This is a genomic window from Nocardia sp. NPDC003693, assembly GCF_053981095.1.
In genome coordinates, this window is the sequence record NZ_JBSFNO010000038.1 from 18,698 (window position 1) to 39,422 (window position 20,725).

General features: G+C 70.4%; 16 protein-coding genes. 9 read left to right on the forward strand and 7 right to left on the reverse strand.

Annotated features, from left to right (window positions below; all coding sequences use genetic code 11):
• Positions 1 to 7: 7 nt before the first annotated feature.
• The 4 genes from ACWDOP_RS31045 to ACWDOP_RS31060 are packed head-to-tail and all read left to right on the forward strand — an operon-like array spanning position 8 to position 9,224.
• Complete coding sequence (locus tag ACWDOP_RS31045) at positions 8 to 6,253, forward strand: SDR family NAD(P)-dependent oxidoreductase (RefSeq protein ID WP_456347893.1); 6,246 nt, start codon at positions 8 to 10, stop codon at positions 6,251 to 6,253.
• Between the two features lie 26 nt (positions 6,254 to 6,279).
• Positions 6,280 to 7,740 carry a beta-ketoacyl [acyl carrier protein] synthase domain-containing protein gene (locus ACWDOP_RS31050; protein WP_456347894.1) on the forward strand — a complete coding sequence of 487 codons (1,461 nt, stop codon included), beginning with the start codon at positions 6,280 to 6,282 and terminating at the stop codon, positions 7,738 to 7,740.
• A gap of 35 nt (positions 7,741 to 7,775) precedes the next feature.
• Positions 7,776 to 8,294 carry a DUF4442 domain-containing protein gene (locus ACWDOP_RS31055; RefSeq protein WP_456347895.1) on the forward strand — a complete coding sequence of 173 codons (519 nt, stop codon included), beginning with the start codon at positions 7,776 to 7,778 and terminating at the stop codon, positions 8,292 to 8,294.
• Positions 8,295 to 8,339: 45 nt separating this feature from the next.
• Positions 8,340 to 9,224: a hypothetical protein gene (locus tag ACWDOP_RS31060; RefSeq protein ID WP_456347896.1), complete on the forward strand. Its 885-nt coding sequence runs from the start codon at positions 8,340 to 8,342 to the stop codon at positions 9,222 to 9,224.
• Positions 9,225 to 9,248: 24 nt separating this feature from the next.
• Here ACWDOP_RS31060 and ACWDOP_RS31065 read toward each other — a convergent pair whose 3' ends face one another.
• The 5 genes from ACWDOP_RS31065 to ACWDOP_RS31085 form a co-directional block, all read right to left on the reverse strand.
• Positions 9,249 to 9,629 carry a hypothetical protein gene (locus ACWDOP_RS31065; RefSeq protein WP_456347897.1) on the reverse strand — a complete coding sequence of 127 codons (381 nt, stop codon included), beginning with the start codon at positions 9,627 to 9,629 and terminating at the stop codon, positions 9,249 to 9,251.
• 133 nt (positions 9,630 to 9,762) lie between these two features.
• Positions 9,763 to 11,253, reverse strand: coding sequence for an AMP-binding protein (locus ACWDOP_RS31070; protein WP_456347898.1), 1,491 nt, complete (start codon positions 11,251 to 11,253; stop codon positions 9,763 to 9,765).
• Positions 11,250 to 11,927, reverse strand: a complete 678-nt coding sequence (locus ACWDOP_RS31075; protein WP_456347899.1) for a TetR/AcrR family transcriptional regulator — start codon at positions 11,925 to 11,927, stop codon at positions 11,250 to 11,252. Before ACWDOP_RS31075 ends, ACWDOP_RS31070 begins: the two co-directional genes overlap by 4 nt.
• Positions 11,924 to 12,958 carry an extracellular catalytic domain type 1 short-chain-length polyhydroxyalkanoate depolymerase gene (locus tag ACWDOP_RS31080; protein ID WP_456347900.1) on the reverse strand — a complete coding sequence of 345 codons (1,035 nt, stop codon included), beginning with the start codon at positions 12,956 to 12,958 and terminating at the stop codon, positions 11,924 to 11,926. The genes ACWDOP_RS31075 and ACWDOP_RS31080 overlap by 4 nt, the downstream gene beginning before the upstream one ends.
• Positions 12,955 to 14,313: an MFS transporter gene (locus ACWDOP_RS31085; protein ID WP_456347901.1), complete on the reverse strand. Its 1,359-nt coding sequence runs from the start codon at positions 14,311 to 14,313 to the stop codon at positions 12,955 to 12,957. Before ACWDOP_RS31085 ends, ACWDOP_RS31080 begins: the two co-directional genes overlap by 4 nt.
• Before the next feature lie 369 nt (positions 14,314 to 14,682).
• On the opposite strand from ACWDOP_RS31085, the gene ACWDOP_RS31090 reads away from it, so the two are divergent.
• The gene (locus ACWDOP_RS31090) at positions 14,683 to 14,997 is read left to right on the forward strand and encodes a DUF6191 domain-containing protein (protein ID WP_456347902.1); all 315 of its coding nucleotides are present in this window, start codon (positions 14,683 to 14,685) and stop codon (positions 14,995 to 14,997) included.
• Between the two features lie 114 nt (positions 14,998 to 15,111).
• On the opposite strand, the gene ACWDOP_RS31095 is transcribed toward ACWDOP_RS31090, so the two are convergent.
• Positions 15,112 to 15,459, reverse strand: coding sequence for a hypothetical protein (locus tag ACWDOP_RS31095; protein WP_456347903.1), 348 nt, complete (start codon positions 15,457 to 15,459; stop codon positions 15,112 to 15,114).
• 109 nt (positions 15,460 to 15,568) lie between these two features.
• Positions 15,569 to 17,005: a type I glutamate--ammonia ligase gene (glnA, locus tag ACWDOP_RS31100; protein WP_454201075.1), complete on the reverse strand. Its 1,437-nt coding sequence runs from the start codon at positions 17,003 to 17,005 to the stop codon at positions 15,569 to 15,571.
• A gap of 473 nt (positions 17,006 to 17,478) precedes the next feature.
• Between glnA and ACWDOP_RS31105 the strand changes: the two genes are divergently transcribed.
• The 4 genes from ACWDOP_RS31105 (at position 17,479) to ACWDOP_RS31120 (ending at position 20,724) form a co-directional block, all read left to right on the forward strand.
• Complete coding sequence (locus ACWDOP_RS31105; RefSeq protein ID WP_456347904.1) at positions 17,479 to 18,012, forward strand: RDD family protein; 534 nt, start codon at positions 17,479 to 17,481, stop codon at positions 18,010 to 18,012.
• Between the two features lie 171 nt (positions 18,013 to 18,183).
• Positions 18,184 to 19,182 (forward strand): alpha/beta hydrolase, encoded by a 999-nt coding sequence (locus ACWDOP_RS31110; RefSeq protein WP_456347905.1) that lies wholly within the window; start codon positions 18,184 to 18,186, stop codon positions 19,180 to 19,182.
• 181 nt (positions 19,183 to 19,363) lie between these two features.
• The gene (locus ACWDOP_RS31115; RefSeq protein WP_454201072.1) at positions 19,364 to 19,963 is read left to right on the forward strand and encodes a sulfite oxidase-like oxidoreductase; all 600 of its coding nucleotides are present in this window, start codon (positions 19,364 to 19,366) and stop codon (positions 19,961 to 19,963) included.
• Positions 19,963 to 20,724 (forward strand): ferredoxin reductase, encoded by a 762-nt coding sequence (locus tag ACWDOP_RS31120; protein ID WP_456347906.1) that lies wholly within the window; start codon positions 19,963 to 19,965, stop codon positions 20,722 to 20,724. Before ACWDOP_RS31115 ends, ACWDOP_RS31120 begins: the two co-directional genes overlap by 1 nt.
• Position 20,725 lies beyond the last annotated feature (1 nt).

A 20,725-nucleotide genomic window follows, 5' to 3' on the forward strand; every position in this document is an offset into this window, starting at 1 on the left:
ACATCCGATGAACACATACTCGAGCGAACCCGTTGCCATCGTCGGCATGTCGGGCCGGTTTCCCGGCGCCGCGGACATCGGCGCGCTGTGGGAGCTGCTGAACGCGGGCGGCACGGCCATCGGGCCGGTGCCGCCGCAACGGTGGGACGCCGACGCGCCCCTGGACCGTGACAAACGGATCCAGGCCGTCGGCGGGTTCCTCGAGGGTGTGGACCTGTTCGACGCGGCGTTCTTCGGAATATCCCCGCGCGAGGCCGCCGACATCGACCCGCAGCAGCGGCTGATGCTCGAAATGACTTGGCGGGCATTGGAAGACGGGCGGGTGCCGACGGGCTCGCTACGCGGGAGCCGGACCGGGGTCTACATCGGGGCCTCCTGGCACGACTACCAGATCCTGCGCAAGGAACTCGGTCTGGGCGCGAGTCAGCACAGTGCGGTCGGCACGGCGCTGGACATCATCGCCGCGCGGGTGTCGTACTTCCTCGGACTGACCGGGCCCAGCCTGACCGTCGAGACCGGGTGCTCCTCCGCGCTGGTCGGACTCGACCTGGCGGTCCGGGCGATCCGGTCCGGCGACATCGACGCGGCGGTGGTCGGTGGCGTGAATCTGATTCTGGCGCCGGATGTCTCGATAGGTCTCACTCACTTCGGCGGCCTGTCCGAGCGCGGCAGGTGCGCGGCGTTCGGCGCGGACGCGGACGGCTTCGTGCGCGGTGAGGGCGTGGTGGCGCTCTATCTGAAACCCCTGTCCGCGGCGCTCCGCGCCGGCGACCGGGTGCGGGCCGTCATCGAGCACACCGTGGTGAACAACGACGGCGGCGGCCGCAGCCTGGTCACGCCCAGCCTCGACGGCCAGCGCGACCTGCTCCGCCGCGCCTACCCACCCGGAACCCTGGACCCCGGCAGGCTCGCCTACCTGGAAGCGCACGGAACCGGCACGCGCCGTGGCGATCCCATCGAGGCGCGGGCGCTGGGCGAGATACTCGGCGCGAGCCGCGACCAAGCGGCCCCCCTCCCGATCGGCTCGATCAAGACGAACATAGGCCACCTCGAAGCCGCAGCGGGCATAGCGGGCCTGGTCAAAGCCGTCCTGTGCCTGGAACACGGCCGCATCCCACCCACCCTGCACGCCGATCCCCCCAACCCGGAGATCCCCTTCGACACCCTGAACCTGCGAATCACCCGGGAACACACCGCGTTCGAGACCGGCCCCGATGCCCTGGTCGGCGTGAACTCCTTCGGCTGGGGCGGCACGAACGCCCACGTCGTCCTCCGCGGCGCGGACAACCCGCGTTCCGCCCGACCGGCGGACCGGGCCGAACCGATCCCCGCGACTTCACCGGCCGGGGGATTCGTGGCGGTGTCGGGGCACTCGGCCGAGGCGCTGCGGCAGCGCTGCCGGGACATCGCGGACCTGGTGGACTCCGCGCCCGAGCGGCTGGACGAGGTCCGGGCCGCGCTCGTGCGGCAGGGGCCGGACCTGGCGCTGCGGGTCGCCGTGCTCGGCACGGACGCGGGGGAGGTCGCGGGGGCGCTGCGTGGATACGCGGACGATCCGGGGGGCGAGACGGCCGGGGTGGTGAGCGGGCGGGCCCGCGAGGGCGGGCGTACGGCGTTCGTGTTTCCGGGGCAGGGGAGTCAGTGGCACGGGCTGGGAGCCGCGCTGTACGGGCGGGATCCGGCGTTCACCGGCGCCGTCGACGCGTGCGCGGCCGCGTTGCGGCCGTACGTGGACTGGGACCCCGTCGCGGTCGTGTCGGGCGCGGCGGGGCCGGGGTGGCTCGACCGGGTCGACCGGGTGCAGCCGGTGCTGTGGGTGCTCTCGCTCGGGATCGCGGCCATGTGGCGGCGCGAGGGCATCGTGCCCGACGTGGTGATCGGGCACAGTCAGGGTGAGATCGCGGCGGCCACCGTCGCGGGGCTGCTCGACATCGACGACGCGGCGCTGATCGTCGCCCGGCGCAGCGCGCTGCTGCGCTCGGTCGCCGGTACCGGGCGGATGCTGGCCGTGGAGCTGCCGGTCGACGAGATCGCCGGAGCCATCGCGGGTTTCGAGGACGACGTGGCGCTGGCGGTGCACAACGGGCCGACCTCGTGCGTGCTGTCGGGCGACGCCGACGCCATCGAGGCGCTGGCCGAGATACTCGGCGCGGACGGCGTGTTCTGCCGGATGGTCACCGTCGACTACGCCTCGCACAGCCCGGGGATGGCGGCACTGCGCCCGCCGCTGCTGGCCGAACTCGGCGGCGTGACACCCCGGCCGGGTGCGATCGAGATGATGTCCACGGTCCTGGTCCGGCCCGTCGCGGCGCAGGACCTCGGTGGTGACTACTGGGTCGAGAACCTCTGCGAGCCGGTGCTTTTCGCCGACGCCATGACGGCGGTGTTCGAGTCGGGCGTCACCCATGTGATCGAGATCAGTCCGCACCCGGTGCTGCTGCCCGCCGTGGAACAGCTCGCCGCCGAGCGCGCTGTCCCGCCCGTCGCGCTGCCGTCGTGCCACCGCGACCGCGACCCGGTCGCGGAGATGACGCGCAGCCGCGCCCGCGCCTTCGTCGCCGGACTGCGACCGGGCCCGAGTACGGTCGTCGGATCCGGCATCACCCTGCCGCCGTATCCCCTCGCGGGGCAGTCACATTGGTTCACCGAGGGTGCCTCGGCGACCACGCCCGCCACCGATCCGCTGCGAGTTCCGGTGTATCCCAGCGTCATCGACGCCACCGCGTGGCAGGCCACGGTCACCATCGACCGGAACGCCCTGCCGTGGCTGGCCGATCACCGGGTCGGGGAAGCGGTGGTGACCCCCGGCGCGATGCTGGCAGCCCTCGCGATCGCTACGACGGGCACCCACCTCGGCACCCGACCGGTCGCACTGTCGGGGGTGCGATTCATCGAGAAGCTCGTGCTCGGGACCGCCCCGGCTCGCGCCGAAATAACTCTGCGCCAAGACTTCTCGACCGGCGTGAGCTTCGAGATCGCCTCACTGACCACCGACACCGGCGGCTGGACCGTGCACGCGCGCGGCCGCGCCCTGCACACCCTCGACCGGCCCACCTCACCCCGCCACTACCCCGCGGCCGATCCCGACCACGCGGAGATCATCGACCCCGCCGACTTCTACGCCGCCTGCGCCCGCCGCGGCCTCGACTACGGCCCCGATTTCCAAGGCGTGCGCGCACTGCGCCACCTGCGAACGGACGGGGAACACGTGGCGCTGGCCGAGATAGCCCTGAGCGATCGCGCCCGCGCCCAGTCCCATCCCGGCGAACTGCACCCCGTCCTGCTGGACTGCGCCATGCAGACCGCCCTGACGCTGTTCGACGGCGAGACCACCGTGCTCCCCGCCGGCATAGGCGAATTGGTGCTTGATGCCGAACCGTCCGGCTTCATCGATGCCGCCCACGTGTTCGCGATCCGCCGCTCGGACACCACCGCCGACATCCACCTCTACGCCCCGAACCACGAGCCCCTGGCCCGCCTGCTCGGCCTGGAACTCGTCGAGATCGCCCCCGATCCCACGCAGACCCGCCCTTACGACCGCGAGTTCACCCTGACCCTGCGCCCCACCCCTCGCCCGGCCTCCGCCGCCCCCACCGAGGTGTTCGCGGTCACCGGTTCCGCGCCGCAGGCCGCCGTTCTGACGGCCGCCCTGCGCCGCGCAGGCGCACGGATCGTCTCCGCCCCGACCACCGCCACCGCCGGTGCGGCCCCGGTCGCCACCGAATTAGATCTCACCGTCGTCTACCTCGCCCCCGCCGAACAGCAGGGCCTGGCCGCGCAGCGGGGGGGCCTGGCGGAGCTCGCCGACCTCGTACGCGCCTGTGTCCGAACGACATCCACGCCGCCGCGCTTGGTCGTGGTGACCACCGGGGCCCAGGCCGCCGACGCGGGCGACCGACCGGACCCGGGCGGCGCGCTCTACTGGGGATTCGTGCGCGTGCTCCGGCGCGAGCACCCCGAACTGTCCGCCGAGCTCATCGACCTGGCCCCCGAGCGCGACCTGGAACCGCGGTTCGACGACTGCGCCGCCGAACTCCTCGCGCGCACCGGCGCGGACCAGGTCGTGCTGCGCCCCGACCAGCGCTTGGTCGCACACCTCGAGCGGGGCGAGCGCCTCGAACCGGCCGTGGCCGCGCGCCCGTGGCGCACGCCCGCCCAACCGTTCCGGCTCGCCCGGACCGCGGGCGGATTCTGGGACGGTCTGCGGTACCGGCCGCTGGACGTGCGGCAACCCGGGGCGGGGGAGGTGCTGATCGAAATCGACGCCGCGGCACTGAATTTCATCGACGCCATGAAGGCCGCCGGCACCTACCCCGACGATTCGGCCGCACCGGACCTGCTCGGGCTCGAATGCGCCGGCGTCATCCGCGCGGTCGGACCCGAGGTCACCGGCCGTGCCGTGGGAGATCGCGTGGTGGGCTGCGGATTCGGCGCGATCGCCTCGCACCTCACCGTGCGCGCCGACCACACGCGGCCGATCCCCGCCGGGATGGCCACCGAGATCGCCGCGGCCCAGCCGATGGTCACCACCACCGCCTGGTACGCCCTGGTCACCCTGGCCCGGCTCGCACCGGGCGAGACCGTGCTCATCCACTCCGGCACCGGCGGATTGGGGCTGGCCGCCATCGGCGTCGCCCGCGGTATCGGGGCCCGGATCATCGCCACCGCCGGCACCCCCGAACGCCGCGCGTACCTGCGCCGCGAACTCGGCCTCGAGCACGTCTTCGACTCCCGCGACCTGAGCTGGGCGGACCGGGTCCGCGAGGTGACCGGCCCGCACGGGGTGGACGTGCTGCTCAACTCCCTCACCGGCGCCGCCATCGATCTGGGCATGGCGCTGCTCGCCGAGGACGGCCGCTTCATCGAGGTCGGCAAGAAGGACATCTACGCCGACCGCCGCATCGGCCTGCACGCCTTCGCGAAGGGAATCACCTTCGCCGCGGTCGATCTCACGGGATTGATGGCGCGGCGACCCGAACGCTTCGCCGCGGTCTTCGGCGCGGCCTGGGATCGGATCAGCTCGGGCGCCCTCGCCCCGCTGCCGGTCACCGCGTACATCTTCGCCGACGCCGCAGCCGTTCTCGCGCGCATGACCCGGGGCGCCCACATCGGCAAACTGGTGCTCACCGCACCCGAAACGGTGGCCGAGATCGCCCCGGAACCCCTGCCGGACGGCCGTTTCCGCGCGCACGGCACCTACGTGATCACCGGCGGCCACGGCGCGCTGGGCCGCAGCCTGGCCGCCCACCTGCGCGCCGCCGGCGCCGGGGCGGTCGCGCTGATCGGCCGCAACGCACCGGACACCACCGGTGAGCCCGGGATTCACAGCTATCGGGCCGACGTCTCGGACGGGGAATCCCTTGCCGCCGCGCTGGATTGCATCCGCGCCGAACTGCCCCCGGTACGCGGGATCTTCCACGCGGCGGGAATCCTGGACGACGCGACGATCCTGGGCCTGCGGCCCGATCAGCTCGAACGGGTGCTGCGCCCCAAGATCGACGGCGCCCGCCACCTGGACGCCCTCACCGCGTCCGACCCCCTGGACCTGTTCGTGCTGTTCTCCTCGGCCGCCGCGCTGATCGGCAATCCGGGACAGGCCGCCTACGCCGCGGCCAACGCCTACCTGGACGCCCTGGCCCGGGCCCGGCGCCATGCCGGACAGCCCGGACTGAGCGTCCAGTGGGGCCCCTTCGCCGAGATCGGCCTGGCCGCCGCCCAGGAGAATCGGGGCGCGCGCCTGGCCGAACAGGGCATGGGCGGCTTCGGCGCCGACGCGGCCTGGGCCGCGCTGACCGCCTTCCTGACCGAGGACCGCGACGTGGTCGGGTACCTGTCCTTCGACCCGCGCCAATGGTTCGACGCCCACCCCGACGCCGCCGCGCAGGCGAGCTGGCAGGGACTGCGCGCGAGCGCGCGGGACGGGCGGCCCGGCCGGACCGGCGGCGAGTTCCAGGCCGCCTGGTCCGCCGCGACGAGCGACGACCGGCAGATCCTGGTGCGGGACAAGATAGTCGAGGTCGCCGCGCGCGTACTGCGCATGCCGACGGCCGAACTCGACGCGAGCACCCCGTTCAAGGCCCTCGGACTCGACTCGCTCATGAGCCTGGAACTGCGCAACCGCCTGGAATCGGCGTTCGTGCTGCGGCTTTCACCCACGCTGCTGTGGACCTACGGAACCACCGAGACCCTGGCGGGCGCGATCGGCGAACGACTCGACCGCGCGCTGTCCGAGGTCGAGGCGGGCACCGCCTGACGGCACCGGACATCAGGAGAACACTCATGGACAACCCCAGCCCACGCGCGGCCGAAGGCGCCGCGCTGCGCCGCGCCACCCAGACCATCAAACAGCTGCGCGCCCAACTGGCGGAACGGGATTCGAGCGGCCCGATCGCCATCGTCGGCGCCGGGCTGCGGCTCGGCGCCGGCGTCGACGACCTCGACGGCTACTGGGACGTCCTGTCCCAGGGCCGCAACCTCATCGCCGACATGCCCTTTCACCGGCGCTGGCCCTTCGAGGACGAGTGGGACATGCTCCCGTCGCGGGGCAGCTTCATCGACGACGCCCTCGACTTCGACCCGGAGTTCTTCGGCATCAGCCCGCGCGCGGCACAGGCCATCGACCCGCAGCACCGGCTGCTGCTCGAGGTGTCCTGGGAAGCCATGGCGCACGCGGGCATCGACCCCGCCCGGGCGCGCGCGGAGATCGTCTCGGTGTTCGTCGGCATCACCGGCCGCCACGACTACGCCGACTGGGCCCGCCAGCAGACCGACGCGCACTGGGCGCTGGGCAACGGGCACAGCTTCGCCGCCGGGCGCATCGCCTACACCTTCGGATTCACCGGCCCCGCCGTGGCATTCGACAGCGCGTGCTCCTCCTCGCTGGTGGCGATCCATCACGCCGTCGGATCGCTGCGGCGCGGCGAATCCGATATCGCACTGGCCGGCGGGGTCAATCTGGTGCTGTCCCCGGGGTCGACCCGGGCGATCAACCACACCGGATCCCTCGCGCCCGACGGGCTCTGCAAGACATTCGATGCGCGCGCCAACGGCTACGTGCGCGGCGAAGGCTGCGCCATGATCGTGCTGAAACGGCTCGCCGACGCCGAACGCGACAACGACCGGGTGCTCGGCGTGCTGCACGGCACCGCGATCAATCAGGACGGCCGCTCCTCGGGCTTCACCGCGCCCAACGCCGACGCGCAGCGCCGGGTGATCGAGACCGCGCTGGCCGACGCGGGCCGCACGGCCGCGGACATCGGGCTCGTGGAAGCGCACGGCACCGGCACCGCGCTCGGGGATCCCATCGAGGTGAACGCGATCGTCGCCGCGCTCGGGGCTCGAAACGGCGGCAGGGCACTACATGTCGGGTCCGCCAAGGCCAATCTCGGTCACCTGGAGGCGGCCTCGGGCGTGGTCGGCGTGCTCAAGGCGCTGCTGTGCCTGCGGGAGCGCACCGTGCCGCCGGTGGCGAACTTCAGGACTCTGAACCCGCGCATCGACCTGGAGGGCGCCGATATCCGGATCTCCGGGCAGAGCGCGGTGTGGTCCCCGGCGGAGTCCGGACCGCTCGCCGGGGTGAGCTCGTTCGGCATCATCGGCACCAACGCCCACGCGATCGTCGGACCCGCGCCCGCGAACCTGACCGCCGACGTGGATGTGGCACGGCCGCAATGGAATCGGGTCACCTGCGTCCCGTCGTTCCTGGGCACCGCGCCGCGCGCCACCCCGGCGCTACGCTGAACCGCCTGCCCAGTCACCCGAAAGGCGTTGCCGCTGTGTCGACCCCACCGGATTCCCGTCCCGGCACCGAGCGTGCGCCCGCCCCGCGCGGCGCGCGGTCGATACCCGTCGGCCCGAAGCTGTTCCCGTTGTTCATGAGCTCGTATCCGCCGTTCCTGTTCGCCGGGGTCCGCGTCCGCGAGGTGGCTCCCGACTGGACCTGGGTGCGCGTCACCCACCGCGTCCGCCCCTGGAACTGCAACGTGAACCGCTCCGCCTTCGGCGGCACCCTCTTCGCCATGACCGACCCGTTCTACGCGGTCATGGCCGGTCGTCAGCTCGGGCCCGGCTATCGCATCTGGAACACCACCGGCTCCATCGACTTCCTCGCACCCGGCCACGGCACCCTCACCGCCACCATGACCCTGCCCGCGCCGGAGCTCGACGCGATTCGCGCGGCCACCGCGGGCGGCGAGAAGTCGATCACCACCCATGTCACCGAAATCCGCTCCGCCACCGGCACACTCGTGGCCCGGGCCACCCAGTCGCTGTACATCCGCCGTGCCGCCTCCTGACGCGCGGCCGGGGCGTCGCCGCCCATCGCTGCCTAGGCTGGTGGAGTGAAACTCACCACCGACGTCGCGCGCGGCGACCGGCTCCTGGCACGGGTCGGCGAGAACGGGCCGGGGAGCGTCGCCGGCACCGGTTTCGAGGCGTACGCGCGCATCCTGCACCCGGTGGAGGCGACCCGTCGCGACGGCACGGTCATCGACGAGTGGGGTATGCCCGCGATCGTGGAGGAGGCGCGCTGGCCGTGGGCCGAAGTCGCCGCGCGCAACGGCGGGGTCATGCATCCGCTGGTGCAGTGGCGCAACCTGACCGACGGTGAGGACGAGGCGGCGATGTCGTTCGCCGACGGCTGGTCGGTGGGGCAGAGCGAGGAAGGCTGGTTCGACCCGAGCCTGCTCGCCGCGCTCACCGTCCATCTCCGCGCCGCCACCGCGACGCCGGACGAGGTGACCGCCGGGGTCTGGAACGGCTTCGGCCAGTTCGATTCCGCCGGCGGCACGCTCCTGGTCGTCGCCACCGACGGTGATCCTCGCGACCTCGACGACGAGCGCACGCGCGTCGCGGCCGAACTCGCCGCCTCGGTCGCACCGGAGGTGGAGCGGGCGGCCACGGCCGGGCCGTTCCTGCGCTGGCCCGGCCGTGATTTCCTGCTGTTCGACACCGGCCTCGCCGAACTCGCCGACCCCGCCTGGGTTTTCACCGCGGGCCTGGGCTGGACGCCGGACTTCCCCGGGGTCACACCGCAATTGCTCTGGCCCGCCGATCACGCCTGGGTCGTGGCCACCGAGATCGACTTCGATTTCACGATCGTCGCGGGAGACCGGGCGCTGATCGACGCGGTCCTGGCCGACAACGGATTCGAAGCCTTCGAGATCGCCGAGGATTCCGACCTCAGCTGGGACGGCGACACGATCAACCCCGCACCGCGGGGCTGAATCGGCGAGGGCGCCCGCTGCCGGCTAGATGACCAGGCAGGAACTGCCGCCGTTGATTCCGGTGCCGACCGTCAGCATGATGACCTTCGACTCGCCGCCCTGGGTGACCTCGATGGCATGGGTTCCGACGGTGGCCGGAATCCAGTTGGCCACGTGGGTTTTCGGGGCGTCGCTGCCCTCGGTCGCGGCGAACCGGACGCCGTTGTCGAAGAATTCCATGCCCGCGCCGGTGTTGCCGGTCGCCACCACCTGGTACGTGCAGCCCGTTCCGAACCCGTTGCTGAGCCCACCGCCCGCGATCACCACGCGCGCACCGATCTCGGCCGACGCCTGCGGTGCCCCGAGCACCACACCGGCCGCGCTCAGCGCGATCGCGGCCGACACGGAATTCCGGAGATTTCTCATCAGTACCGACTCCTCACATTGCAGGGATGAAGTCGGCAATGCTGCCAGCGCCGCTTACCCGGCGGTATCGGACATCTGCCCCTAATTGCCGCCAGGCACCCTTGACGGCGATAGGACCGTCGATTCCGTAGCGTCACCGATCGCCGACGGCACCGTCCGCCCGGTCGAGCCGCTGGGCGCGCAAGGCGGAGCGGCGCACCTTCCCGGCGTCGTCGCGCAGCGGGTGGTCGACGATCTCCAGGCTCCGCGGCAGTTTGTAGGGCGAGAGCCGCTCCCGCAGAAACGCCAGGACGGAGTCGAAGTCGAGCGCCGCCGACGCCTGCACGATCGCGTGCGGCGCCGCGCCGAGGTCCTCGTGCGGCAGGCCGATCACGCACGCGTCGGCGATATCGGGATGCTCGGCCAGGGCCGCCTCGACCTCGGCGGGATAGACGTTGGAACCGCCCACGAGCACGAGATCGGTGTTGCGATCGGTGAGGTAGAGGTAGCCGTCCTCGTCGAGACTGCCGAGATCGCCGAGCGACTCCCAGCCGCCCGCGCGGGCCCGGGCATCGCCACCGAGATAGGTGTAGGAGGCCGGAGCTCCCGCACCCCGGCGGACCCACACCTCACCCACCTCGCCGGGCCGCAGCGGTTCGCCGCCGGGACCGAGCACCGTGATCTCCCCGAGCACCGCGCGCCCGACCGAGCCCGGATGCTCGAGCCACTCGTCACCGGTGATCGCGGTGGCCGCCTGCGCCTCGGTACCCGCGTAGATCTCGAGAATCCGCTCGCCACCGAGCCAGTCGATCCAGGCCCGCTTGAGCCAGGCCGGACACGGCGCGGCCATGTGCACCACCAGATCCAGCGTGGACAGGTCGTAGGCGTCGCGCACCTCCGGATCGAGCCGCCAAACGCGCTGCATCATCGTGGGCACCGCGTAGAGCCACTGCACTCGATGGGAGACGATGTCGGCCAGCAGGTTTCGCGCGTCGAAGCGGCCCTGCAGCACCACGTGCGAGCCGCGCAGCAGCGCCAGCGCCGCGAACATGAACGGCGCGTTGTGATGCAGCGGCCCGGGAACCGCCACCACACCCTCGCCGGGAATGCCCAGCACGTCGGCGAATCCGATGACCTCGCCGAGCACCGCGGCGTTGCCCGCCACGACCACCTTGGGCCGGCCGGTGCTGCCGCCCGAGGCGGGAGCCTTCCACGCGGGGGAGATGCGCAGCGGCAGCGGGTCCGCCGAGTCGGCCGGGTCGGCGACCGCCGGCAACCGGACCCGGTTCGCGGCGTCCGGGCCGAGGCCGTCGGGCAGTCCCACCACGCCGGCCGGATCCACCACCGCGAGAATGGCATCCAGCTCCGCCGGCGTGATCCGCGCGGACAGGGGCTGCGGCACGGCGCCGAGTTTCCAGGCCGCGAACGCCGCGGTCATGAACGCGGGGGAATTCTCGAGCATGATCGAGACGTAGGCGCCGGGGGTGACGCCCAACCGAGTCCACGTGCGGGCCAGCCGGTTGCTGTCGCGGTCCAGCTCGGCCCAGGTGCGGGTGTCCGCGCCACAGGTGACGGCCGGGGAATCCGGCCGCGCCGCCGCGTGTTCGGCGAGTACCTCGCCGAATGTCGTTGCGGTGGTGGTCATTTCTCACTCCGTTCCGTACCCAGCCGATTGGCCAGGCCGCCGGTGATGAAGTCGCGGTAGAGCGCGACGACGTGGTCCTTGGGTACCTCGGGATTGGCGATCCACCACCGCCCGAGCTGTTCACCGACGCCGCTGATCGCGTAGGCGAACGGGGTGTCGATCGCGGTGCCGCCGGAGAAGTGCGCGACCATCTCGGCGATGCGCTCGATGGTCTTGCGGCGCAGTTCGGTCAGCTGCTCGGCGAGCTCGGGGGTGAGCGCCGCGCTGGGATTGAACAGCGCCATCCAGCGGCGCGGGTCGCGCTCGAGCAGCTCGAACAGGATCTCGCCCGCGCGCTGCATCACCGCCTCGATGCCCGCGCCCGCCTCGATGAGTACCTCGGGCTCGCGGATACGGGACTCCAGCTCCGCGCGAGCGCGGCGCGCGCACTCGAGCAGGATCACATCCTTGCTCTGGTAGTGCGAGTAGACGATCGGGCGCGTCACCCCCGCCTCGCGGGCGATGTCCTCGATCGAGGTGCCCTCGAAGCCGCGGGTGGCGAACAGATGCTCGGCGATGTCGAGCAGCTGGGCCGCGCGGGCTTCGCGGGACATGCGGGTGCGTCGCTGGGGTGCCGGAGTGTCCACGCCGGTCAGTCTGCCCGACGCCGGCGCGCCCGCGATGCCCGTGATCACGGCATGCTCCGGGTCTTCGCCCAATCCCACCACAGGGCCGCGAGATCGGGGCCCGCGTTGTCGACGAGCGGACCGGAACCGGTGCCGGGCCAGCGATGGGCCATGCCGGACACCAGGACGTAGTCGATCAGCGAGGTGTCCGCGCCCTGCGCGTGGTACTTCGAGTACGTGTACGGATGCTGGTCCGGGTTGTCGACCTGCTCGACCGACTCCGGGATGTCATCGACCGGGCCGTCGAGCCCGCCGGTCATCGCGAGATCGTCGATCGCCGCCCAGTGCGTGACCAGGCGCGTGGCGAAATGCGGTGGCACGGTGGTGTCCTGGTCGCCCTGAACCACCATGAGCGGAACCGCGCGCGCTCGTGGTCCCATCTCGGCGAAGGCCCGCTGCGCGGTGTCGACGGGCCCGAGATGCACCGGGTCGAGTTTGCCCGCCGCGTCCCGGCCCGCTTCGTTGATCTTGTACTCGGCGCCGGCCATCGACATCGCGGAGGCGTAGACATCGGGGTAGGTGACCGCCATGATCACCGCGACGCCGGCGCCGGACGACGCGCCGAGCACGTGCACGCGGGAGCGGTCGGCGCCGTACTCCGCGATCACCCGTTCGGTGAGGCCCGCGATCAGCGCCGGCTCGCCCTCGCCCCGGCGCTGATGGGCGGCGTCGTCGCCGTTCCAGCAGTTCAGGCGCAGGCCGCGCGCCAGATCCTGGGACGGGTAGACCACCAGGAAGCCCTCGCGGTCGGCCAGCGCGTTGAGGTCGGTCATGTCCTTCATCGAGTTCAGCGTGAAACCCGTCATGCCGCAGCCGTGCACCGCGACCACCAGGGGCAGGGCGCGGCCGGGGGAGTGCGCGGGCGGAACGTGCACCTGGTAGCTCACCGCGCCCGCGTCTCCGTGGAAGACCGCGGTGCGGTCGTAGCCCTGCGGCTCGGGAGTCGCGTGCGCGGCGGCGACGCCGGTCAGCGCGACCGCGAGGGCGGCCGTGAAACCCGTTCGCGCCACAGCGAATCGGACGGAGTGACGGTTCGTCATGCGGTTGCCTCCCTTTGCGCGGCCCTGCGGCGATCGCGCTCGATGGTCGTCATGGCGCCGGCGACGCCGAGCGCACAGGTCAAGCAGGACAGGGGAATCAGCCACCCCATGCTCGCGTGCAGGCCGAAGGCCGACGCGGTGATCTCGGCGGTGGCGGTGGCGCGGTCGGCGAAATGCTCCGACAGCGCACCGGTCAGGACCGGGCCGAACGCGCCGCCGAGAAGATAGAACGCGCCGAAGTAGATCGCTACAGCTGAGGCGCGCCGGCGCGCCTCGACGATCTCCGAGACCGCGGGCAACGCGACCGGCTGCACCATGTTGATCAGGACCGACGCGAGCGACAGCAGCAGGACGAAGGCGACCGCGCTGCGCGGCGACAGGCCGAAAGCCGCCCACGCGAGCGGGGCCGCGACCGCCATGCCGATGGCGGCCACCGCGAGCCGGGCGGCCGACGAGCGCCGCCGTGCCCGGTCCGCGATCGGTCCCGCGATCAGCAGACCGGCCAGGCCCGCGACGCCCATCACGAGACCGGCGCCGGTCCCGGCCTCGGACAGGCTCAGCCCGAAGTAGCGCTGCAGCAACGGAACCAGGAAGGTGGCCACCGAATAGGTGCTGATCTGCAGGCCGATGCCGGCCAGGATCAGCCACCACATCGTCGGGATACGCAGCAGGTCCCGCAGCGCCCGGCCGCCGCGTTCGGCCGCGAGCTGCTGTGCGGTGGCGGACGCGCGCTCGGGCATCGGGACGACGAGCAGCAGCGCGGCGACCACCAGCCCGGGGATCGCGGCGAAATAGAAAGGCGTGCGCCAGGAGTCGGACGCCTCAACCAGCGGGCCGGTGGTGAAGAACGCCAGCAGCAGGCCCAGCGGCAGCCCGAGCTGCAGCATCGCCGTTGCCTTGGAACGCTTGTCGACCGGGAACATGTCGAACACGGTGGCGTTGGCGGCCGGGGCGTACGACGCTTCCCCGACCCCGACCCCGAGCCGGAAGATCAGCAGCGCCGCGAAGCTCCACGCTCCGCCGCTGGCCGCGGTGAGCAGGCTCCACACCACGAGTCCGCCCGCCATGATCACCCGCCGCGACCGCCGATCGGCCATGCGCCCCAGCCAGATTCCCGCCAGCGCGTACACGACCGTGAACCCGCTCATCAGCACACCGAGTTGGGTGTCACTGAGCGCGAATTCGGCCTTGATGTCCTCGGCGACGATCGTCGGGAGGGCTCGGTCGTAGAAGTTCAACACGTTCGCCACCGCGAGCAGGGCGACGAGTCGCCACGCGTACGTGGGCACGCCGGCCGCCGCGCCCTCCGAGCTTCCGGTGGGTTCCTGCGGTGGAACGGTCCTGCTGGTCGCCATGGCGTCCTTCGTGCTGCTTGCGTGACTGCCGTCACTCTAACTATACAGCGCGTAACTATAAGTATACGGACTGTAACCGTCAAGCCTGCGGTTCTGAAACGAAGCGACTGCCTGATTCGAGGCCGGAAACGGACGAAGCCCCACCCGCCGGAGCGGATGGGGCGTCGTGAGAGTGGTTGCTACACGGTGGTTTTCGTGTCAGGCGCCGTCGACGGCCATCGAGGTCACCGTGCGCGTCGAGCAGCCGTCCGGCGCGGGCTGCCCCGCCATGCGTTCGTCGAGCCAGCGCAGGGCCGCGGATGTTCCGGGTGGCGACACCGGTCGGCAGGGGCGGGGTACCGTCGAGGCTGCGGACGTCAAGGGGTGGATATGCCGTTGGTGTGGATGGTAGTAGGCATCGTTGTATTCGCAGTGGTGCTGGACCGGTTGTTCGTGTTGGCCGAGGTTCGAGGCTGGGTCGCTCCTCGCGGAAAGTTCGGCTCCGGCGGGGTGGCGGGCCTTTTCGGAGAGATGCAAGCTCTGTTCGCTCCATCGAGCCAGCACACGCAGCAGGAGATTCGAAGCCGCGAACTGCGTGGTGAGCAGCTCGACAGCGGTGCTGATCCATTCGGAGTGGACATTGCGAAAGGCACTGTGCGCCTGCCCCCTGAGACGCAGAACCGGGTCGAGCCGACCGAGCTTTGATCGGCCTTGCCAACGCCTCAGCCGATGCGCGCTCATGCCGCTGATCGCTCGGGTGCCCGGGGACTTGTCTTTTCCTCTTTCCTCATACCGGCCATCCTCTGTGGAGGAATACCGTCAATCGGCGGCATCCAATTGATCAGCGCGGCGGCGCAGGTCTGCGGCCACCTCGTCCCAATCGGGTCCGTGCAGATACAGACTGTCGGCCGCTTCGCGTAGCAGCGCAGAATCATTCGGTCGCTGCAGGATCGCGAGCCGGTAGGCCAGGTTTCGAGCCCAGACCGGCAGGTGCCCGTCCACGATTTGCGGGCACAGCTCGTGGAGCATTCCGACGATCTCGTCGGCGGCGGCGAAGGTCAGTTCCTCGACGAAGTAGTGCTCGCGATGCTCCCGTTCACATCGCGGCGTCGGGCCGTGTTCGTCCCGGAACAAGCAGCGGGCGTGCTCCGTCAGCGTCTCGTGCATGGAGCCGAGGCTACGGGCGAATCTGTCCCCTGCGACACCCGGAAAACGGGCGAGGCCCCACCCGCCGGAGCGGATGGGGCCTCACGAGACCGTGTGCTACACAGACGATTTAGACGTCGTAGTAGAGCTCGAACTCGTACGGGTGCGGGCGCAGGTTGACCGGGGCGATCTCCTGGTTGCGCTTGATGTCGATCCAGGTCTCGATCAGGTCCTCGGTGAACACGCCGCCCTCGGTGAGGTACTCGTGATCTTCCTCGAGCTTGTCGATGACCGACGCCAGCGAGGTGGGGGCCTGCGGGATGTTCTTGGCCTCCTCGGGGGGAAGCTCGTAGAGGTCCTTGTCGACCGGAGCGAGGGGCTCGATCTTCTTCTTGATGCCGTCCAGGCCGGCCATCATCATGGCGGCGAAGGCCAGGTACGGGTTGCCCGAGGAGTCCGGCGCGCGGAACTCGATGCGCTTGGCCTTCGGGTTCGAGCCGGTGATCGGGATGCGAACCGCGGCCGAGCGGTTGCGCTGCGAGTACACCAGGTTGATGGGGGCCTCGTAGCCCGGCACCAGACGGTGGTACGAGTTGACGGTCGGGTTGGTGAACGCCAGCAGCGACGGGGCGTGGTGCAGGATGCCGCCGATGTAGTGACGCGCCAGATCCGACAGGCCCGCGTAGCCGGCCTCGTCGTGGAACAGCGGCTTGCCGTCCTTCCACAGCGACATGTGGGCGTGCATGCCCGAGCCGTTGTCGCCGAACAGCGGCTTCGGCATGAACGTGACGGACTTGCCTTCCTGCCACGCGGTGTTCTTCACGATGTACTTGAACAGCTGCAGGTCGTCAGCGGCGCCCAGCAGCGTGTTGAAGCGGTAGTTGATCTCGGCCTGACCGGCGGTACCGACCTCGTGGTGGCCGCGCTCGAGCTCGAAGCCCGCGTTCTGCAGGTTGGTCGAGATCTTGTCGCGCAGGTCCACGTAGTGGTCGTACGGGGCGACCGGGAAGTAACCACCCTTGTTGCGGACCTTGTAACCACGGTTACGGGTGCCGTCGAGGTTGAATTCCTTGCCGGTGTTCCAGGAGCCGGACACCGAATCGATCTCGTAGAACGAGCCGTTCATGCCCGAGTCGTAGCGGATCGAGTCGAAGATGTAGAACTCGGCCTCGGCACCGATGTAGCAGGTGTCGGCGATGCCGGTCGACTTCAAGTACTCCTCGGCCTTGCGCGCGATGTTGCGCGGGTCGCGGGAGTAGGCCTCGCGGGTGAACGGGTCGTGGACGAAGAAGTTCAGGTTGACAGTCTTCGCGGCACGGAACGGATCCAGCCGGGCGGTGCTGAAGTCGGGGAGCAGCAGCATGTCCGACTCGTCGATCGACTGGAAGCCGCGCACGGACGAGCCGTCGAACGCGAGACCCTCTTCAGCCAGATCGGCCGTGAAGGCCTTCGCCGGGATCGAGAAGTGCTGCTGCACACCGGGGAGGTCGGTGAAACGAATATCGACGTACTCGACCTCCTCCTCCTTGATGTACTTGATGACCTCGTCGGCCGTGCTGAACGCCACTTAGTACTCCTTACGGATCGGTTCCCAGCCAGTTCAACTGCATGGGTTCGTCGCGACCAGACGGTATGGACGCGGTGTTTCCCCGCAATCAAGGCTGTGTTTCGCCAGTGTTACACGTACAGCTGGGCGGGTGTTCGGCGGTCTCCCACGGGGTGGAATTCGCCTAGACCGACCGCCGTGTGGCGTTCGACCAGCACCGATATCCTGCCACCGACCTCGGTCGAAGCGCAGGTAAGGGCCCCAAAAGACAGGGGTCTCATCGTGTCGCGGCCGGTCGCCGTGAGAATCCTCACCGCACGCGCCTCGCCCCGGTTACTTTCCGGTCACGCCGGTGTACCCCTGTGTTTCGTAGCCTCGCACCGATCGCCGCGTCCCGCATCTCGGGGCGCCGCGCGCGTGACGTGTCTCGCTCGATGGGATGCGCGGGCACCGGGGGTGTTCGGCGGCCCTCGCGGGCCGAATAAGGTGGGGGCATGTCACGCATCACCGGCTCCTGGCTGTCCGGCCCGAACGGCGAACCCCGCGACGAGGCCCCCGGTGATTACCAGGGCAAGGACCTCGGTCTGCCCAAGTCCGGCGTGGGCGCGCTCGCCCCGATGGTCCGGCGCGTGCCCGCGTTCATCCTGGACTGGTTCATCGCCCTGGGCCTGACCGCCATCATCGTTCGCCCCAACGGCGACGCGCTGGTCGCGAAGTTCATCAGCAACTATCCCGATCAGGAGATCCCCTCGCGCTTCACGCTCATCGCGGGCGAGCTGGTGAACTACAACATCTTCGTCTGGTTCGGCATCGGCCTGCTAGGGGTGACGCTGTTCGGCTTCACGCCCGGCCAGTACTTCCTACGCATCCGCGTGTCCCGCGTCGACGCCGACGCCCCGGTGGGTTTCATCCGCGCGCTCGTGCGTCAGCTCATCCTGATTTTCGTGATCCCGGCCCTGTTCACCGATGCCAACGGCCGCGGCATGCACGACCGGGCCACGGGCACCGGCTTGGTCTACAGTCGCTGAACCAGCCTGAGCCGCAGCTGAATTCCTTCGATCTTTTCCCTGACACCTGCTTGACCTGCGGGTCCATTCGGTGCTCGCAGATTAGAATTGCGGTGTTTGCGCCATAACTCCCGGTCGAGGCCGAAAAGTGGTGTTCAGGGGGACCTCTGTACGTAGCCAAGCGTTCACCGTGTGTTGTTTTGGGTCGGTATGGTGCAGAGCATCTGCCGTGGAGTGCTGCTCGAGCGCGCGCCACGGCAGATAGCTGTTGATGTGCTGATGGAGGATTCGATGGGCTCGACGAGCCATGAGGCTGCCGACCGGCGTGTCGCGCGCAGGTTCAGCAGGCGTTCCATCCTGGCGACAGCGGGACTACTCGGCGTGGCGACGGCCGCCGCCGCGGTGGGCACCGGCGTGCAGGCCGCCCCGGACAACGACGTGGCGCATACCGTGTTCGGCATCGACCCGCTGATCCGCACCGAGCGCCTGTACTCGGCCGCGCGCGGGCGCGACGTGGACGTGGTCGCCATCCTCCCGCCCGGCGTTCCGCACGAGGGCCTGCCGATGTCGTTGCTGCTACACGGTTTGCACGGCAATGCCCGCAGCGCCGCGGTCGGCGGGCTCGCCGAGGTGCTGGCGGTCGCCGTCGCCGCGCGACTGGTCCCGGCCTTCGGCTTTCTCGCCGTGGACGGCGGCGACAGCTACTGGCATCAGCGCAACGTGAACGACGACCCGATGCGCATGCTCACCGACGAGGTTCCGCACTGGCTCAGCGAGCGCCGTCTCGGTGGTCCGGTGGGCGAGCCGTTCGCGTGCACCGGCATCTCCATGGGTGGTTTCGGCTCGCTGCTGTACGGTCGCCGGCGCAACGAGCGGGGCCGCCCGGCCAACGCGATCGCCGCGATCTCACCGGGTCTGATCACCTCCTGGGACGAGATGAGCAAGCGCAACGCCTTCAGCAGTCACGAGGAGTGGACGGCGCTGGACCCGCTGCGCAACATCGACAAGCAGGGTCCGGCCCCGACCGGCGTCTGGGTGGGTGACCGCGACAAGTTCGTCGAGGGCTGCCGGCAGTTCATCGGCGCCGCACCGCTGGAGGTGGGCCGCATCAGCCCCGGCGGGCACACCGAGGAGTACTGGCGGACGATCACGCCCGAGGTGGTCGCCTTCCTCGGCAGGCATGTGCGCTGATTCGAGCCGGGTGACCGTGGGCCGCATCGGCGACCGTGACTCGCGCCGAGCGAGCGGCCGCACCCTCGTACTGAGCGACCGTTAGGTCCGGTTCATCCGGAATTCCGGACCTTCCGGGCGTAGTCTGTCCGAGTACCAGGCCCAGCGTGCAGTGCCACCGACGGCAGTCCGGAGGGATCGCATGAGTACCTTCTCGCCAGGATTTCAGGGACGCCCGCGCCCGCAGGACGATCGCCTGCCGCCCGGCCAGTACCTGACCGAGGACTTCCCGGTCCTGTCGGCGGGCCCCACCCCGTCCGTCGATCTGGACCGCTGGCAGTTCTCCATCACCAACGAGACCGGCCGCCAATACAGTTGGAGCTGGCCGCAATTCATGTCGCTGGCCCAGCAGCGCCCGCACGTCGACATCCACTGCGTCACCCGCTGGTCCAAGCTCGACACCGTCTGGCAGGGCGTGAGCCTGGACACGCTGCTCGAAAACGTCGTCACCGACGCCGAATTCGCGTACATCACCAGCTACGGCGGCTACACCACCAACCTGCCGCTCGAGGATCTGACCGACGGCAAAGCGTGGATCGTGCACACCTTCGACGGCGCGGATCTGGATCCCGAGCACGGTGGCCCGGCCCGGCTGCTGGTCCCGCACCTGTACTTCTGGAAATCCGCGAAGTGGGTCAGGTCCATTCGCCTGCACGACTACGACGAGCCCGGCTTCTGGGAAACAGCCGGCTATCACAGCTACGGCGACCCCTGGCGCGAACAGCGCTACCGGGACGACTGATGCGCTGGCAGCCCGCCGAACTCATCGCCGACCGCCTCGAGACCGACACCGCGCGCACCCTGACCCTGCGGGTTCCGGGCTGGCCCGGGCATCTTCCGGGCCAGCACCTCGATATCCGGCTCACCGCGCCCGACGGCTACCGGGCCGAGCGCAGCTACTCGCTCGCCGCGCCGGCCCGCGGTGACGAGATCGAGGTGACCATTCAGCGCGTGCCCAACGGCGAGGTGTCCGGCTATCTCGTGGACATCTTCCCGGTCGGCGCGCTCGTCGAGGTCCGGGGACCGGTCGGCGGCTGGTTCGTCTGGGATCCCGAGGCCGGGGGACCGGCGACGCTCATCGCGGGCGGCTCGGGCATCGTCCCGCTGGCAGCGATGCTGCGCGCCCGTCGAAACTCGCCGAACCCCAGTGCTTTTCGGCTGCTGTACTCCCTGCGCACCCCCGACGATCTCTACTACCGGGACGAGCTGACCCCACTGCGCGAGCGCGCGCCCTTCGCTTCCGCGGACCAGGACTCCGGCGCCACGGAGGGGATCGAGCTGTTCCTGGCCTACACCCGCACCGCGCCGCCGGGCGATCCTCGGGTCCCGGCCCGGCTGACCGCCGCGGAGATCGCCGCGCACGCGCTGCCGCCCGCCTCGGACACCACCTGCTACGTCTGCGGCCCGACGCCGTTCGTCGAATTCGCCGCCACCGCACTGGTTTCCGCCGGGCACGATCCGGCCGCGATCAGAACCGAACGCTTCGGACCGACGGGGAGCTGAC